The sequence below is a fragment of the Bradyrhizobium yuanmingense genome, assembly GCF_029167105.1.
Taxonomy (GTDB): domain Bacteria; phylum Pseudomonadota; class Alphaproteobacteria; order Rhizobiales; family Xanthobacteraceae; genus Bradyrhizobium; species Bradyrhizobium yuanmingense_A.
In genome coordinates this window covers 382,065-398,498 of record NZ_JARFML010000002.1, presented here as the reverse complement: position 1 = coordinate 398,498, position 16,434 = coordinate 382,065, and the positions used below count along the sequence as shown (strand labels likewise).

Below are 16,434 nucleotides of genomic sequence, written 5' to 3'. Positions count from 1 at the left end.
TCACACGGATGCGCTGCCCGAACTGCAACAGTCTCGATACGCAGGTAAAGGACTCGCGTCCGACCGAGGACTCGTCCGTGATCCGCAGGCGGCGCGTGTGCGTCGCCTGCAATTTCCGCTTCACCACCTTCGAGCGCGTGCAGCTGCGCGAGCTCACGGTGATCAAGCGCAACGGCCGCCGCGTGCCGTTCGACCGCGACAAGCTGATGCGCTCGGTGCAGATCTCGCTTCGCAAGCGGCAGGTCGAGCCGGAGCGCGTGGAGAAGATGGTCTCCACCATCGTGCGCGAGCTCGAGACCGGTGGCGAGGCCGAGATCTCCTCGGAGGTGATCGGCGAGACCGTGATGGAGCATCTGCGCACGCTCGACGACGTCGCCTATGTGCGCTTTGCCTCGGTCTACCGCAATTTCCGCGAGGCCAAGGATTTCGCCGACGTGCTCGGCGAGCTCTCCGGCGAGGAGGAAGCGCGGCTCGCCGCGATCCGCAAATGATCTTCCGCATCCTGGAAGACCAGTTCGCGCAGAAGGCCCGCGAGGCCAAGGAGGCTGATCGCCGCTTCATGGAGCTGGCGCTTGCGCTCGGTCGGCGCGGGCAGGGCCGGACCTGGCCCAATCCGGCCGTGGGCGCCGTCATCGTTAAGGACGGCGTCATCGTCGGCCGCGGCTGGACCCAAGCAGGCGGACGTCCGCACGGTGAGCCCGAGGCGTTGCGGCGGGCGGGCGAAGCGGCGCGGGGCGCCACGCTCTATGTCACGCTGGAGCCGTGCTCGCATTTCGGCAAGTCGCCGCCTTGCGCCGATGCGGTGATCGCCGCCGGCATCAAGCGCGTGGTCGCGGCGATCGAGGACCCCAATCCGGAAGTTGCGGGCCAGGGCCATGCGCGCCTGCGCGCAGCCGGCATCAATGTGGACGTCGGTCTGTGCGCGGCGGAGGCCGCGTTCGATCATGCCGGACATTTCCGCCGCATCCGGGACCAGCGTCCTCATGTGATCCTGAAGCTCGCGGTCTCGCCCGACGCCAAGATCGGCGCGGCCGGCGGCAAGCCGCTTGCGATCACGGGGGAGGCGGCACGCAATCGGGTGCATCTGCTCCGCGCGCAAAGCGATGCCATCCTGGTCGGCATCGGCACGGTGCTGGCGGATGATCCGCAGCTCAACTGCCGCCTGCCGGGCATGACGGCGCGCTCGCCGGTGCGTGTGGTGCTCGACCGGAGCCTGCGCATACCCGCATCGAGCCAGCTGGTTCGATCCGCGCGCGAGATGCCGCTTTGGGTGATCGCTTCCGAGCTTGCGGAAGCGGCCGCCGCGACGCGCCTTGGCGCGGCCGGTGTGCAAATCATGCGCATGCCTCCAGGGAGTGCATCCGGGCTCGATCTTTCGGCCGTGCTGCATGCGCTGGCGGAGAAGGGCATCACGCGGCTGATGGTCGAGGGCGGCAGCCGCATTGCGGCATCGTTCGTCGCGGCCGATCTCGTCGACGAGGTCTGGCTGTTCCGCGGAGCGGAAGCGGTCGGCGAAGGCGGCGTCGATGCGCTCGATGCATTGCCCCTGTCGAAAATCACGCAGTCGCCGGCCTACAAGGTTCATGCTAGCGAGACCTGCGGCAAGGATACTCTCACCATCTACGAGCGCGCGTAATGTTCACCGGCATTGTCACCGATATCGGCGAGATCGTCAGCTTCACGCCAACGGCGCAGGGGCAGCTGCACCGGCTGCGGATCGCCTGCCGCTACGATCAGAGCACGATTGCGGACGGCGCCTCGATCGCCTGCAACGGCGTCTGCCTGACCGTGGTTGGCTCGGGCGTTGCGGATGGCATGGACTCCAAGCAAAGGACCTGGTTCGACGTCGACACCGCGGCCGAGACGCTGGCGCTGACGACGGCCAAGCACTGGAAGGTCGGCACCAGGCTCAACCTCGAGCGCGCGCTGAAGATCGGCGACGAGCTCGGCGGCCATATCGTCGCCGGCCACGCCGATGGCATTGCAACCATCGTCAGCCGGGAGGACTTGCCGGATATGGCGCGCTTCGTGCTCTCGACGACCCGGGAGCTGGCCCGGTTCATCGCCACCAAGGGCTCGATCACGCTCGACGGCGTCTCGCTGACGATCAATACGGTTGCAGACGTGACCTTTTCGGTGCTGATCATTCCGCACACGCTTGATGTCACGACGATCGGCAGCTGGAAGGCGGGGGATGAGGTCAATATCGAGGTCGACCTGATGGCCCGCTACGCGGCGCGGCTGACGGAAATGAAGTGACGGTGATTAAAGATCGTCATGCGCGGGCTTGACCCGCGCATCCATCCTCTTAAGAGGGGCTTGCCCGATGGATTGCCGGGTCAAGCCCGGCAATGACAGAATAGGTTGACGATGGCAGACGCGCGACGCGCACCCCTGAAGGACCAGACCGACATTTCCGGCGCGCGCGCGCTGATTGTCGAGGCGCGGTTCTATGACGATCTCCAGGATGCGCTGCTGGACGGCGCGGTCGCCGAGCTGAAGGCGGCCGGCCTGACCCACGACGTCATCACGGTTCCCGGTGCGCTGGAGATCCCCGCGGCAGTCGCCATCGCGGTCGATGCCGCGGCGGCGAACGGCAGGCCCTATGATGCGGTGATCGCGCTCGGCTGCGTGATCCGCGGCGACACCATTCATTTCGAGATCGTCTCGCAGGAATCCTCGCGCGCGCTGATGGACCTCGCCGTGGCGCGGAAGCTGCCGCTCGGCAACGGCATCCTCACCGTCAACACCGAGGCGCAGGCCTGGGCGCGGGCGCGCGCCAGCGAACTCAACAAGGGCGGCGATGCCGCGCGCGCCGCGCTTGCGATGCTGCGCATCAAACGCCGCCTGGCGCAGGCCTGAAGCCATGGCCGATAACACCAAGAAGCCGACAGGCGTTGTCGAGAAGAAGGCAAACCGGCGCGGCGCGGCACGGCTCGCAGCCGTGCAGGCGCTGTACCAGATGGACATAGCCGGTGCGGGCATCAACGACATCTTTGCCGAGTTCGAAAGCCATTGGCTCGGCAACGAGGTCGAGGGCGAGACGTATCTGCCGGCGGAAGCCGCCTTTTTCCGCGACGTCGTCTCCGGCGTCGTCCGCGACCAGAAGAAGCTCGATCCCCTGATCGACGAGGCGTTGTCGAAGGGCTGGCCGCTCAAGCGCATCGAGGCGATCCTGCGGGCGGTGCTGCGGGCAGGAGCCTATGAGCTCCAGCATCGCAAGGACGTGCCGGGCCGGGTGGTGGTCTCCGAATATGTCGACGTCGCCAATGCTTTCGTCGACCGCGAGGAGACCGGCATGGTCAACGCCGTGCTCGACCAGATCGGCCGCCAGTTTCGCGGCGACGAGTTCGGGCGGGGGTAGTTGGAGGTCGTCATTGCGAGGAGCGTAGCGACGAAGCAATCCAGACTATTTCTCCGGGGCAGTCTGGATTGCTTCGCTTCGCTCGCAATGACGGCCGGAGATGATGGATCTAGCTGATGACCACTCCGCAAAATTCCTCCGGCGAAGACTCCCTCATCGCGCGCTACTTCAAACCGCTGGCGACCGATCCCGGCGCGTTCGGGTTGGTCGACGACGCTGCGGTGCTGTCCTCGTCCGGCGAGGACATCGTCGTCACCACCGACGCCGTGGTGGAGGGCGTGCATTATCTTGCCAGCGATCCGCCCGACACCACCGCGCGCAAGGCGCTGCGGGTGAACCTGTCCGATCTCGCGGCGAAAGGAGCGACGCCGGCAGGGTTCGTGCTGACGCTGGCGCTGCGCAGCAAGGAGGATGCCTGGCTGCGTCCCTTTGCGGACGCGCTGGGCGAGGATGCGAAGACCTTCGCTTGTCCTCTGCTCGGTGGCGACACGGTGTCGACGCCGGGCCCGCAGATGATCTCGATCACCGCCTTCGGCCGCGTGCCTCGGGGGCGGATGATCGGCCGCACCGGCGCAAGGCCGGGCGACCGCGTCCTGGTGACGGGCACGATCGGCGATGCCGCGCTCGGCCTCGACGTGCTCAAAGGCGGGGCTGCCGCCAGCGCGCTGACCTCCGATCCCGCGGCACGGGATTTTCTGGTCTCGCGCTATCGGGTGCCGCAGCCGCGCAACGTGCTGGCGCGGTCCGTGCGCGATCATGCCACCGCGGCGATGGACGTCTCCGACGGCCTCGCCGGCGATCTGACCAAGCTCTGTGCCGCCTCCGGGGTCTCGGCTTTGGTCGACGTGACGAGCCTGCCACTCTCGGCCGCGGCAGCCGGCCTTCGCGCCCGCAACGTCGCGTCTGTAGAGACGCTGCTTACGGGGGGCGACGACTACGAGGTGCTCTGCACCGTTCCGCCGGCACAATGCGAGACGCTGATTGCCGCGGGGCAGTCCCTCGGCGTTGCCGTGACCGCAATCGGTACGATCACGGAGGGGCAGAAGCCGCTGCGCTTCCTGGACGGGCAGGGCCAGGATCTGCTTTTGACGCGGCTGTCCTACAGCCACTTCTAGGAATTGCTCCAAACCGGCATCTGAGTTCTCAGCGCTTGGTCCTAAATACCTGCCGAGATCGGCCTTTTCGGCCTGATCCGGCGTTGCACCCTCAATGTGATTTTGGCAAGCTCGCGGCCGACTGGAGCCGTCCCTTAAGGGCAAGGGGGCGGCTTTGTTCAAAATCAAGGCGCTGCACCGCACGACGGACAACAAAGGCGCCGGGGGTACATCAAGGATCTGAGGCAAACATCACATGACAGCATTATGGTTGATCGTGCTCTGCGGAGCGCTTTCCGTCGCCTACGCGATTTGGGCGACGTCTTCGGTCTTGGGCGCGGATGCGGGGTCGCCGCGCATGCAGGAGATCGCAGGGGCGGTGCGCGAAGGCGCACAGGCGTATCTCCGGCGCCAGTACACCACGATCGGTATCGTCGGCATCGTCATCTTCGTGCTGCTTGCCTATTTCCTCGGGCTCTATGTCGCGATCGGTTTCGCCATCGGCGCGATCCTGTCCGGCGCCGCGGGCTTCATCGGCATGAACGTCTCGGTCCGCGCCAATGTGCGCACCGCCCAGGCCGCGACGACGTCGCTGGCCGGCGGCCTGGAGCTCGCCTTCAAGGCGGGCGCCATCACCGGCCTTCTGGTGGCGGGTCTGGCGCTGCTGGGCGTGACGCTCTATTTCGGCTTCCTGGTCCATTCGCTGAAGCTCGCGCCGGATAGCCGCGTCGTCGTCGACGCCCTGGTGGCGCTCGGCTTCGGCGCCTCCCTGATCTCGATCTTCGCCCGTCTCGGCGGCGGCATCTTCACCAAGGGTGCGGACGTCGGCGGCGACCTCGTCGGCAAGGTCGAGGCCGGCATTCCCGAGGATGACCCGCGCAACCCCGCGACCATCGCCGACAACGTCGGCGACAATGTCGGCGACTGCGCCGGCATGGCCGCCGACCTGTTCGAGACCTATGCGGTGACCGCGGTCGCCACCATGGTGCTGGCGGCGATCTACTTCGCCAAGACGCCGATCCTCGCCAACATGATGACGCTGCCGCTCGCGATCGGCGGCATCTGCATCATCACCTCGATCATCGGCACCTTCTTCGTCAAGCTCGGGCCGAGCCAGTCGATCATGGGCGCGCTCTACAAGGGCCTGATCGCGACCGGCATCCTGTCGCTGATCGGCATCGCCCTGGTGATCTACTACCTGATCGGCTTCGGCAAGCTCGACGGTGTCAACTACACCGGTCTGGCGCTGTTCGAATGCGGCGTGGTCGGTCTCGTCGTCACCGCGCTGATCATCTGGATCACCGAATACTACACCGGCACCGACTATCGTCCGGTGAAGTCGATCGCCCAGGCCTCGGTCACCGGCCACGGCACCAACGTGATCCAGGGCCTCGCCATCTCGATGGAAGCGACCGCGTTGCCTGCGATCGTCATCATCGCCGGCATCCTGGTCACCTACAGCCTCGCCGGGCTGTTCGGCATCGCGATTGCGACCGCCACCATGCTGGCGCTGGCCGGCATGATCGTCGCCCTCGACGCTTTCGGCCCTGTCACCGACAATGCCGGCGGCATTGCCGAAATGGCGGGACTGCCGAAGGAGGTGCGCAAGTCGACCGACGCGCTTGACGCGGTCGGCAACACCACCAAGGCGGTCACCAAAGGCTACGCGATCGGCTCCGCTGGTCTCGGCGCCCTGGTGCTGTTCGCGGCCTACAACGAGGACCTCAAGTTCTTCGTGGCCCGCTCCGCGCAGCATCCCTACTTCGCCGGCGTCAATCCGGACTTCTCACTGAACAATCCCTATGTCGTGGTGGGCCTGCTGTTCGGCGGTCTGTTGCCGTACCTGTTCGGCGCGATGGGCATGACCGCGGTCGGCCGTGCGGCCGGTGCAATCGTCGAGGAGGTCCGTCGCCAATTCCGCGAGAAGCCGGGCATCATGCAGGGCACCGACAAGCCTGATTACGGCAAGGCGGTCGACCTGCTCACGCGCGCGGCAATCAAGGAGATGATCATCCCCTCGCTGCTGCCGGTGCTGTCGCCGATCGTCGTCTACTTCCTGATCTATGCGATCGCGGGCGGCGGCGCGGCGGGCAAGTCGGCGGCGTTCTCGGCCGTCGGCGCCATGCTGCTCGGCGTGATCGTGACGGGCCTGTTCGTCGCGATCTCGATGACCTCGGGCGGCGGCGCCTGGGACAACGCCAAGAAGTACATTGAGGACGGTCATTTCGGCGGCAAGGGCTCTGATGCCCACAAGTCCGCGGTGACCGGCGATACCGTCGGCGATCCCTACAAGGACACGGCGGGACCTGCGGTGAACCCGATGATCAAGATCACCAACATCGTGGCCCTGCTGCTGCTGGCGATCCTGGCGCACTGAGCGGCGCTGACGCGCCAAGAGAAAACCCCGCGGCGCGAGCCGCGGGGTTTTTGTTTCTCGCCCTCATTCCGGGTTCGGCTCTATCGAGCCGCCCCGGAATGACGCTTTGCGTCACTGCACGTCCATCTGCAGGCCTTCCTTCTGGATGATGCCGGCGAACTTCTTCGTCTCGGCGTCCACGAAGGCGGCGAACTGCTCGGGCGTGCCGTAGTCGGCGCGGGCGCCCATGGCGGCGATCTGCTTCTTGACGTCCTCGCGCTCCAGCATCGCCTTGACCTGGAGATTGAGCGCGCCCAGCACCTCGGGTGAGGCGCCCTTGGGCAGGAAGACGGCGAACCAGGAGGACACGTCGAAATTCGCCAGCTCCGGCGCACTCTCACGCATGGTCGGCAGGTCTTTGGCGAGGTCGCTGCGCTCGGGCGTGGTGACGCAGAGACCGTTGAGCGTGCCGCTCTGCACCTGAGGCAGGGTCGGATAGAGATTGTCGAACAGGATCTGGATGTCGCCGGCAAGGGCGGCTTGGAGCGCGGGGCCGGCGCCGCGGAACGGGATGTGCGTCATCTTCAAGCCGGTGAGCTGGAGAAACCAGGCGCCGGTAAGGTGAGGGCTCTGGCCGACGCCGGAGGAGGCGTAGCTGAGCTTGTCCGGATTGGCCTTCAGATACGCGATCAGCTCGGGAATCGTTTTGATGCCGGTCTTCGGATGCGCCGAGACGATGTTCGGAATCCGGATCATGTTCGAGACCGGCTGAAGCTGGTCCGGCTTGTAGCTGAGGTTCTTGAAGATGCTGTAGGCGATCGCGTTCGGGCCGGGGTTGCCGACCAGGATGGTGTGACCATCCGGCTTGGCGCGCACGGCCTCGGCGGTGCCGATCGTGCCGCCGCCGCCGGAGCGGTTTTCCACGACGGCCGACTGACCCCAGGCGGTTTGCAGATGCGCGGCCAGGAGCCGGCCCATCACGTCGGTCGAGCCGCCGGCCGCGGCCGGCACGATGAGACGAACGTTTTCAGTGGGCTTCCAGTCGGCAAGGCTCGATCGCGGCAGAATCGCTGCGGCCGAAAGGCCGGCAGCACCGGCGAGCACACGACGGCGGGACAACAAAGGCTTATGCACGAATCCACTCCTGCTTCTTGCTTTGCGGGAACCGTAGGGAACGGCACGTGCGACCGCAAGTCGCGCGCGACGACAAGTGCCGCGCAGAGAGCGGCACGACGACGCAGGCGTAAGCTCATATACCTTGCGATGGAATTAAACGGCTTCAGGAGTCTCGTTCGACGCGCATTTCGACGCGAAGCGACAAGCCGCTTCGATCGAATCCTTCGACGGCCTCAGTTGAAGCTGAGCAGCTTGAACAGCGGGGTGAGGTAGCTCATCTCCTGACCCGACGTCGGCGTGGTGCGGCTGATGAAGTCGAAGATCTTGCCGTCCTGGAGACCGTAATTCGCAAGCCGGCGCACGCGCCGGGTCTTGTCGAAATAGACTGCGATGACACGCTGATCGACCACCTTCTGGTTCATGAAGGCGACCGGGCGCTCCGAGCGCTGCGAGATGTAGTAGAACACTTCACCGTCGAGGGTCGCGACCGTCGAAGGCGTGCCCATCACGATCAGCACCTGATCCTGGCTCGCGCCGATCGGAATCTGCTCGAGCGCGCCGGGCGGCAGGATGTAACCCTTCTGGAACTGCTCGCCGGTGCAGGCTGCAAGGGCCACGCCGATCACGGCGGTGGCCGCGAGCATGCGCAGGCCGCGCCAGCAGGCATGAAGGCCGCGCCGCATGTCCGCGCGCAGGCTGATCTGGTTCGTTGTCGTCATAGCGGAACTGATTCCGTCCCCTTGCGTCGCGCGAGGCGCTGAAGTACCGGGCTGGGCGTCTGAATGCAACTCGCGCGCGCCCGCTTGCGGAAACCACAATGCTTTGGCCGTTCAATCACTTCAGGAAACCCCGGCGAACCCCGCCCGGCACCATTGAGGCCATCTATGGCATGATCGTGACGCAGGCGCGAGAACCCCTGTTTTACCGGGTCTTGGGTGTGCCCGATACGGTTAACGGGCGTTTCGACCTGTTGCTGCTGCATCTCTGGCTGCTGCTGCGCCGTCTGCGCGCCGTTCAGGGCGCCACGGAGCTGTCGCAGGCGCTGTTCGACCGCTTCTGCGAGGACATGGACGACAATCTGCGCGAGATGGGGGTGGGCGACCAGACCGTGCCGAAGCGGATGCGGGCCTTTGGCGAGGCATTCTACGGCCGCGTCCAGGCCTACGACCAGGCGATGGAAGCCGGCGGCGAGGCGCTGGCAGCGGCGATCTGCAAGAATATCTTGAATGGGACCGGCTTCGACCAGGCGGAGCGGCTCGCGGCCTATGCGAGGGCCAGCGAGGCCGATCTTGGCCGGACCGACGAGGCCGCGCTGCTGCGCGCGTCCTTCAAGTTTCCCCGGGCGCTGTCAGAGGATGTCACGCCATGAGCCGACCAGATACCGAGCGCGATCCCTGGCGGGCGCCCGTCATCGTTGCGCAAATCCCGGACGGCGGGCTGCATCGCGAGCTCGAGGCCTCAGTGGCCGAGCGGCAGGCGATGGCGGAGGTCGCGGGCTTGCGCGAGATCCTGTCCGCCCATGCCAGCTTCGATGTCGTGCCGAAAAGCGGGGGGCGGGTCCAGGTCACGGGCCTGGTTCGTGGCCGGATCGGCCAGACCTGCGTCGTCACGCTGGATCCGATCGAGAGCGAGATCGAGGAGGAGGTGGACCTGATGTTCGCCCCCGAGGCCGAGGCGCGCCGCCTGGCCGATCTGATCGAGGAGGGGCAGGACGACGAGGCGCCGCCCGAGGTTGCCGACCCGCCCGAGCCGATCACGGGCGGCATCATCGACCTCGGCCGGCTCGCCACCGACGTCCTGTTCCTGGCGATCGATCCCTATCCGCGCAAGGAGGGGGCCGTGTTCGAGGCGGAGGTCACCGCTCCCGACCCCGAAGATCATCCCTTCGCCGTGCTGAAGGCATTGCAGGACAAGAAGAAGGGCCAATGAGGGGCATTTTGGCTCGCGGCCGCCTTGCCAGGGGACGCGAGCCATTTGCCTCGATGGTTTGAGACAGCTGTTTATCTGTCTGATACCAATGTATTTCTCGCGAAATCCGCGGCCGGCGGCCGGATTGCCCCGAATGCAAAAGGCTGGGGGCAAGAGGTTGTTTCGGGGGTACAAAACGCTATTGTCGCGCCCCGGTCCGGGTGCGGCGTGGCGCTTGGCCGGCCGCCGTCCCGGCGGCGAACCCATTTTGCGGCCCCGCTGATCCCAAGACCGCACCAGACCAGGTTTCCAGGACTTTCATGCCAAGCAAGGTTCGCATCGCGCTGGACGCCATGGGGGGCGATGTCGGTCCAGCCGTGGTCATTCCGGGCGCCGCCATCTCGCTTGGCCGGCATCGCGACACCGAGTTCCTGCTGGTCGGCGACCGCGCCAGGATCGAGCCCGAGCTCGACCAGCACCCGAAGCTGAAAGCCGCCTCCAAGATCGTCCATACCGACGTCGCCGTCAGCATGAAGGACAAGCCGAGCCAGGCGCTGCGGCGCGGCCGCAAGACCTCCTCGATGTGGCTCGCGATCGATGCGGTCAAGAAGGGGGAGGCGGACGTCGCGATCTCCGCCGGCAATACCGGCGCGCTGATGGCGATGGCGCGCTTCCATCTGCGCACCCTGCCGGGCATCGACCGGCCGGCGATCTCGGCGATCTGGCCGACCCTGCGCGGGGAGTCCGTCGTGCTCGACCTCGGCGCCACCCTCGGCGGCGATGCCCACCATCTGGTGTCGATGGCGGTGATGGGCGCGGCCAAGGCGAGCGTGCTGTTCAACAAGACCCGGCCCACGGTCGGGCTGCTCAATATCGGCGCCGAGGAGATCAAGGGGCACGAGGAGATCCGCGAGGCCAGCGAGATCCTGCGGGCGCGGAACCTGCCGGAGCTCGACTATATCGGCTTCGTCGAGGGCGACGGCATCGGCAAGGGGCTCGCCGACGTGATCGTCACCGAAGGCTTCAGCGGCAACATCGCGCTGAAGGCGGCCGAGGGAACCGCACGGCAGATGGCGGAATTGCTTCGTCATGAGATGCAGCGGAGCTGGATGTCCAAGCTCGGCTATCTCTTCGCGCGCAGCGCCTTCCAGGCCCTGCGCAACAAAATGGACCCCAACAAGTCCAATGGTGGCGTGCTGCTGGGACTGAACGGGGTGGTGGTCAAGAGCCACGGCGGAACCAACGCCGAAGGCTTTGCCTATGCGATCGATGTTGGCTATGAGATGGCTCACTACGATCTCCTGAACAAGATCAATCAGATGCTCAACCGCGAGGGTGGTGCACTCAAATTCGTGCAGCCCGCGCCGGAGGATGTTTCGTGACTCAGATTCGTTCGGTCGTGCTCGGCTGCGGCTCTTATCTGCCGGAGCAGGTGGTGACCAACGCCCAATTGGCGGCGCGCATCGATACCTCCGACGAGTGGATCGTGCAGCGCACCGGCATTCGCGAGCGGCACATCGCGGCCGAGGGCGAGTTCACCTCGCACCTCGCCATCAAGGCGGCACAGGCGGCGCTCCGCGATGCCGGCGTTGACGCGCAATCGATCGAGCTGATCGTTCTGGCGACCTCGACGCCCGACAACACCTTCCCCGCGACCGCCGTCGCCGTGCAGCACGGCCTCGGCATCAATCATGGCGCGGCCTTCGATCTGCAGGCGGTGTGCTCGGGCTTCGTGTTCGCGCTCGCCACCGCCGACAATTTCCTGCGCACCGGGGCCTACAAGCGCGCGCTGGTGATCGGCGCGGAGACCTTCTCGCGCATCCTCGACTGGAACGATCGCGGCACCTGCGTGCTGTTCGGCGACGGCGCCGGCGCCGTGGTGCTGGAGGCGCAGGAGCAGCCCGGCAATGCCGCGACCGACCGCGGCATCGTGACCACGCATCTGCGCTCCGACGGCCGCCACAAGGCAAAGCTGTTCGTGGACGGCGGGCCGTCCTCGACCCAGACCGTCGGCCATCTGCGCATGGAGGGCCGCGAGGTCTTCAAGCACGCGGTCGGTATGATCACCGACGTGATCGTCGATGCTTTCAAGGCGACCGGGCTCGATGCCGACGGCATCGACTGGTTCGTGCCGCACCAGGCCAACAAGCGAATCATCGATGCCTCCGCGCACAAGCTGCACATCGCGCCGGAGAAGGTGGTCCTGACGGTGGACCGCCACGGCAACACCTCGGCGGCCTCGATTCCGTTGGCGCTCTCGGTGGCGCGCAAGGACGGCCGCGTCAAGAAGGGCGACATGGTCCTTTTGGAGGCCATGGGCGGCGGCTTCACCTGGGGCTCCGCGCTGGTGCGCTGGTAAGCCACACCGATAAAATTTTGCCGGAATCCGCGCCGATTATCGCGACGTCTGCATTGATGTGCGGTGTTGACCGCACTATCGTAAGCTCATAATTTCAGACAAGAATTGTTCGCCGTGAGGTGGGGCAGGGCGATGAGCGAGACCAGCAAAACCGTAACGCGTGTCGATCTGTGCGAAGCCGTCTACCAGAAGGTGGGCCTGTCGCGTACGGAATCGTCTGCCTTCGTGGAACTCGTGCTGAAGGAGATCACCGACTGCCTGGAGAAGGGCGAGACGGTGAAATTGTCCTCGTTCGGCTCCTTCATGGTGCGCAAGAAGGGGCAGCGCATCGGCCGCAACCCGAAGACCGGCACCGAGGTGCCGATCTCGCCGCGCCGCGTCATGGTGTTCAAGCCGTCGGCGATCCTGAAGCAGCGGATCAACGCCCAGCACCGCACCAACGGCGACGCCACCCAGGCTCAAGAAGAGGCGTAACCGCCTTTCGGAAAGGACTGGCCTTTGGACAAGGCGCCGGATGCGTTCCGAACCATCAGCGAAGTAGCGCAGGAACTCGACATTCCGCAGCACGTGCTGCGGTTCTGGGAGACCCGCTTCTCCCAGATCAAGCCGATGAAGCGCAGCGGCGGCCGCCGCTATTACCGCCCCGACGACGTCGACCTGCTCAAGGGCATCCGCCGGTTGCTCTACGGCGAGGGCTACACCATCCGCGGGGTGCAGCGCATCCTGAAAGAGCACGGCGTCAAATCGGTGCAGGGCCTCGCCGACAGCGCGGCCGCGGTCTCGTTCGGCGCGATCGAGGACGCGATCGGCGCGAGCCTGATGGAGCCGGAGGACGAGGCCCCCATCAAGGGCGTCACCGACACCGACGATGACGACTATCAGGGCGACGAAGAGGAAGGCATCGACTTCCGCTTCACCGAGATCGACGACGAGGAGATCCTCACCACCTTCCGCAAAGGCGGCGCCGCCGCGCCCGCCGGCCCCAGCGCGCTCGACCGGGAGCGGCTGGAGCGGGTCCTCGGCGACCTCGTCGCCTGCCGGGAGATGCTGGATCAGGCCCTGAAGGAGGGCTAGGGCGGTCCCGCGGGCTTTCCGGGGCAGTTCCGGAAGCTTTGGGCGGATACAGCAAAATGCTGCGGCCTCGCCTTGCGCAAAGCGGCGATCCTAGCTAATGGAACGGCATTCGGAGCGTGGCGCAGCCCGGTTAGCGCACTAGTCTGGGAGACTAGGGGTCGGAGGTTCAAATCCTCTCGCTCCGACCATTTTTTCAACATCTGTCGGGTTGACCGTCGGCGCGGAGCCTGCTCCGGGCCGCGAGGGATGCCTGTGAGCGGAAGCGGGGCCTGCGGCGGGCGGTACATCAAGACGCCGAAAACAACCCCATGCACAGCAGCGATGTCATTGGGACATAAGGTTTTTCCGAATCGATGTGACGCATCGGACAGGGGTAAGGAGCGGATCGTCGGACAATGACGACCGAGCTGTCGGCGAGAGGCTCCATCTTGACCATTCTCCTCGCAATCCGAAACCGTTCGTGTCGATAAGAGTTTCGATACGCGGCATCAGGACGCTTCCATTTAGGCGAGGGCAACATGTTTCAGCTATCGTGGAGCGAGATCTTCGTCCCGACGCATTCCGTCACGGAAATAATCGTGCGGGGCACCATCATGTATCTCGGCATCTTCACGCTGATGCGCTTCATTTTGAAGCGGCAAACCGGCGGGCTCAGCATCCCTGATGTGCTTCTCGTCGTCCTGCTGGCGGACGCGGCGCAGAATGGCATGGCGGGCGAATACCGCTCGATCACAGAAGGTATCGTGCTCGTTGCCACCATCATTTTCTGGAATCTCGCCATCGACTGGGTCGGGTATCACGTGCCTTTCGTGGAGCGGCTTGCTCGCCCGGCGCCGCTCCTGCTCATCAAAAACGGGCAGGTCCTTCGCCGCCACATGCGGCAGGAGCTGGTGACGATGGACGAGTTGATGAGCAAGCTGCGCGAGGAGGGCATAGCGAGCCCCTCGGACGTGGTCGAGGCATATATCGAGGGCGATGGAAATATCAGCGTGAAAAAGAAGGAAGCCTGACGGCCTTCGTCTGCCCGCCGAAATGATCGGCGTTGCGGAGCATCGACGATAGACTAATTGTTATCCTGCGAGGAGCTTCCGCCGGCTTCCATAAAGGCACACGCGCCGAGGACTGACGCCACCTACCTCGAATACCCCATCGCGATCCGCGTGGTCCACCAGCGTGCGCACCATCTCCCACGACCAACCGAGGAAACGCCCATCAGGTCAGCCCCGATGACACAGCGCGCGCGTTTGCTCGGAACCAAGATTCCCTGCCAGCTATTCGTGGGAAAATCCGAACGCCGGTTAGCCTCCGCGCGTTCGAGGTCATGCATGTACAGTACTGGGGCACTCGGCGGGTCGCTTGACTCAGGTCAATATCCGGCTGATCTCAGTGCGCCAACATTGTTCTATTGACCGCATCAAACTTCACTCGCTCTCGGCGAGACCGACGTGGTGCAATTGCCTTTGGGCGAAGTCGCTCCTCAAATGAGGCTCTCAGCCCGGCATCTAGCGTGAGCGATCTCGGCAGCTTCTCGGTGCTGGGTCGCGTACATCGATCGCGAATCGTTGCGACGGAAAGCAGAATGAAGCTCGGGCTTGCGCTGCCGCCACCTCAACGTGATTTGCGTCTCGACCTGTTTCGCGGCCTCGCCAACTGGGCGATGTTTCTCGGCCATGTCCCCGGCACGGTGCTGGTGTGGTGTTCGTTCCGAAATTATGGATTCAGCGACGGGGCCGACCTGTTCGTATTCATCTCCGGCTACACCTCAGCGCTCGTATATACGCGAAAGATGGAGCGAGGCTTTGTGTTCGGAACCAGCAGGCTATTCAGGCGCGTATGGCAAATCTACACGGCGCATATCCTGCTATTCCTGATCTACTTGGCTTTTGTCCATTTCCTGTCGGAAAGGTTCAACGCCCCTGATCTGGTCAATCTGTTCAACGCCGGACCGGTCACCAGCGCGCCGGTAGAGATGATGACGCAGGGGCTTTTGCTGAGATACAAGCCTCTGAATTTGGACGTGCTGCCGCTCTACGTCGTTTTGATGGGGCTGTTTCCTCCCATCCTCTGGTTGATGTTGAGATTTCCCGACGCCGTCATGATCGGGTCGGTGCTGTTGTATCTGGCTGCGCGGCAATTCCATTGGAATCTGCCTTCCTACCCGTCGGGAAGCTGGTACTTCAATCCGCTGGCGTGGCAGCTTCTGTTTGTGACGGGCGCATGGCTCGCGTTGACCGGTGCGGGGCGCCTGCATTTCCTGCTACGGTCCAGGTTCGTGCTGGTCGTTGCGATTGCCTATTTGATTTTTGCGGCGCTCATGACGTTAGCTGCTCACCAGCCTCAGCTCCGGGCCTTGTTTGGGCCCGCCTTGTTCGAGCTTTTCAATCCCAACGACAAGACCAATCTGGCGCCCTACCGCTATCTTCATTTGATGGTGCTGATTATCCTGGGTGCCCGGTTCATACCGATCGATGCGCGCGGGCTACAAGCCACCATCTGGCGACCGCTGATAAAGTGCGGCCAGCAGTCCCTCGAAGTGTTTTGTGTGGGTATTCTGCTGGCCTTCATCGGGTACTTCATCCTGCAGTTGGCAGGGAACGGCATCCTCGCTCAACTGCTCGTCGGAGCGGCAGGAATCGCGATCATGACGGCGGTTGCCTACTACAGATCCTGGTCAAAGCGAGTGGAGAAACCTTCACATGAGAGGCCGGTAGATGGAAAGAGAGCGCCGGAAAGCACCGGCTCCCTCGAGCATCTTGTCCTGCGCGGCGGCGGAAGGGTGCCGCAGGTCGCTCGCGAGACGGATTCGCGGCAGCCGCCCTTAACCGAGGTTTGACAACCGCCGCCGGCGCTGACGAAGAGTGCCTCGACAAGGTCGCCCCGGGTACGCGGTTCAATACTCCTGTTCGTAGGCAGAGCCGGCGGCCTTTGTCGCCCAGATGGGCGGGAGGCGAAGCCTTTACCGCGAGCTCAACGCGTTGGTGCGCACCTATCTCGAAAGCCGCCGCAACGAGATGCGCAAGATCGACCTCGATGCGGCGACCTTCATCCGCGTCAGCACGATCGAGTCGGTGGCGCACAACGTGGCCATCGCACCAGTGCGGTATTGTGCGCGACCGGCTTTATCGCGCCGATGCCGATGAAGGCGGCGAGCCACTCGAGCGGG

The 16,434-nt window shown here is 64.8% G+C and carries 18 protein-coding genes and 1 tRNA gene; 17 read left to right on the top strand and 2 right to left on the bottom strand.

Annotation, left to right across the window (positions count from 1 at the left end; genetic code table 11):
- Window positions 1-8: 8 nt before the first annotated feature.
- The 7 genes from nrdR to P0R31_RS04655 all read left to right on the top strand — a co-directional run bounded on the left by nrdR (window position 9) and on the right by P0R31_RS04655 (window position 6,835).
- Window positions 9-491: a transcriptional regulator NrdR gene (nrdR, locus tag P0R31_RS04685; RefSeq protein ID WP_011087793.1), complete on the top strand. Its 483-nt coding sequence runs from the start codon at window positions 9-11 to the stop codon at window positions 489-491.
- Window positions 488-1,636, top strand: a complete 1,149-nt coding sequence (gene ribD, locus P0R31_RS04680) for a bifunctional diaminohydroxyphosphoribosylaminopyrimidine deaminase/5-amino-6-(5-phosphoribosylamino)uracil reductase RibD (RefSeq protein ID WP_275513043.1) — start codon at window positions 488-490, stop codon at window positions 1,634-1,636. Before nrdR ends, ribD begins: the two co-directional genes overlap by 4 nt.
- The gene (locus P0R31_RS04675) at window positions 1,636-2,259 is read left to right on the top strand and encodes a riboflavin synthase (protein ID WP_275513042.1); all 624 of its coding nucleotides are present in this window, start codon (window positions 1,636-1,638) and stop codon (window positions 2,257-2,259) included. Before ribD ends, P0R31_RS04675 begins: the two co-directional genes overlap by 1 nt.
- Before the next feature lie 111 nt (window positions 2,260-2,370).
- On the top strand, window positions 2,371-2,862 hold the full coding sequence (gene ribH / locus P0R31_RS04670; protein ID WP_057029742.1) for a 6,7-dimethyl-8-ribityllumazine synthase: 492 nt from the start codon (window positions 2,371-2,373) through the stop codon (window positions 2,860-2,862).
- Between the two features lie 4 nt (window positions 2,863-2,866).
- On the top strand, window positions 2,867-3,364 hold the full coding sequence (nusB, locus tag P0R31_RS04665) for a transcription antitermination factor NusB (RefSeq protein WP_036010453.1): 498 nt from the start codon (window positions 2,867-2,869) through the stop codon (window positions 3,362-3,364).
- Between the two features lie 116 nt (window positions 3,365-3,480).
- Window positions 3,481-4,479 carry a thiamine-phosphate kinase gene (gene thiL, locus P0R31_RS04660; protein WP_275513041.1) on the top strand — a complete coding sequence of 333 codons (999 nt, stop codon included), beginning with the start codon at window positions 3,481-3,483 and terminating at the stop codon, window positions 4,477-4,479.
- Window positions 4,480-4,714: 235 nt separating this feature from the next.
- Window positions 4,715-6,835 carry a sodium-translocating pyrophosphatase gene (locus tag P0R31_RS04655; protein WP_157283495.1) on the top strand — a complete coding sequence of 707 codons (2,121 nt, stop codon included), beginning with the start codon at window positions 4,715-4,717 and terminating at the stop codon, window positions 6,833-6,835.
- 111 nt (window positions 6,836-6,946) lie between these two features.
- On the opposite strand, the gene P0R31_RS04650 is transcribed toward P0R31_RS04655, so the two are convergent.
- Window positions 6,947-7,948: a Bug family tripartite tricarboxylate transporter substrate binding protein gene (locus tag P0R31_RS04650; protein ID WP_275513040.1), complete on the bottom strand. Its 1,002-nt coding sequence runs from the start codon at window positions 7,946-7,948 to the stop codon at window positions 6,947-6,949.
- A 215-nt stretch (window positions 7,949-8,163) separates the two neighbouring features.
- Window positions 8,164-8,649, bottom strand: coding sequence for an outer membrane protein assembly factor BamE (locus P0R31_RS04645; RefSeq protein WP_036010444.1), 486 nt, complete (start codon window positions 8,647-8,649; stop codon window positions 8,164-8,166).
- A gap of 98 nt (window positions 8,650-8,747) precedes the next feature.
- Here P0R31_RS04645 and P0R31_RS04640 point away from each other — a divergent pair, with 98 nt between their 5' ends.
- From P0R31_RS04640 to P0R31_RS04595, 10 genes are all read left to right on the top strand, one after another.
- Complete coding sequence (locus tag P0R31_RS04640) at window positions 8,748-9,299, top strand: ubiquinol-cytochrome C chaperone family protein (protein ID WP_128265261.1); 552 nt, start codon at window positions 8,748-8,750, stop codon at window positions 9,297-9,299.
- Window positions 9,296-9,859: a YceD family protein gene (locus P0R31_RS04635; RefSeq protein WP_036025465.1), complete on the top strand. Its 564-nt coding sequence runs from the start codon at window positions 9,296-9,298 to the stop codon at window positions 9,857-9,859. Before P0R31_RS04640 ends, P0R31_RS04635 begins: the two co-directional genes overlap by 4 nt.
- 299 nt (window positions 9,860-10,158) lie before the next feature.
- Entirely contained in the window at window positions 10,159-11,220 is a 1,062-nt protein-coding gene (gene plsX, locus P0R31_RS04630) for a phosphate acyltransferase PlsX (protein ID WP_128265259.1), read from the top strand.
- Window positions 11,217-12,197 carry a beta-ketoacyl-ACP synthase III gene (locus P0R31_RS04625; protein WP_275513039.1) on the top strand — a complete coding sequence of 327 codons (981 nt, stop codon included), beginning with the start codon at window positions 11,217-11,219 and terminating at the stop codon, window positions 12,195-12,197. Before plsX ends, P0R31_RS04625 begins: the two co-directional genes overlap by 4 nt.
- 132 nt (window positions 12,198-12,329) lie before the next feature.
- Window positions 12,330-12,671 carry an integration host factor subunit alpha gene (locus tag P0R31_RS04620; RefSeq protein ID WP_036010431.1) on the top strand — a complete coding sequence of 114 codons (342 nt, stop codon included), beginning with the start codon at window positions 12,330-12,332 and terminating at the stop codon, window positions 12,669-12,671.
- 24 nt (window positions 12,672-12,695) lie between these two features.
- The gene (locus tag P0R31_RS04615) at window positions 12,696-13,271 is read left to right on the top strand and encodes a MerR family transcriptional regulator (protein WP_271538071.1); all 576 of its coding nucleotides are present in this window, start codon (window positions 12,696-12,698) and stop codon (window positions 13,269-13,271) included.
- Window positions 13,272-13,381: 110 nt separating this feature from the next.
- Window positions 13,382-13,459: transfer RNA gene (locus P0R31_RS04610), tRNA-Pro, on the top strand.
- 390 nt (window positions 13,460-13,849) lie between these two features.
- Window positions 13,850-14,281 (top strand): DUF421 domain-containing protein, encoded by a 432-nt coding sequence (locus P0R31_RS04605; RefSeq protein WP_275513038.1) that lies wholly within the window; start codon window positions 13,850-13,852, stop codon window positions 14,279-14,281.
- Between the two features lie 569 nt (window positions 14,282-14,850).
- Window positions 14,851-16,104 (top strand): OpgC domain-containing protein, encoded by a 1,254-nt coding sequence (locus tag P0R31_RS04600; RefSeq protein ID WP_275513037.1) that lies wholly within the window; start codon window positions 14,851-14,853, stop codon window positions 16,102-16,104.
- Window positions 16,105-16,249: 145 nt separating this feature from the next.
- The gene (locus P0R31_RS04595; protein ID WP_275513036.1) at window positions 16,250-16,411 is read left to right on the top strand and encodes a hypothetical protein; all 162 of its coding nucleotides are present in this window, start codon (window positions 16,250-16,252) and stop codon (window positions 16,409-16,411) included.
- Window positions 16,412-16,434: the final 23 nt, after the last annotated feature.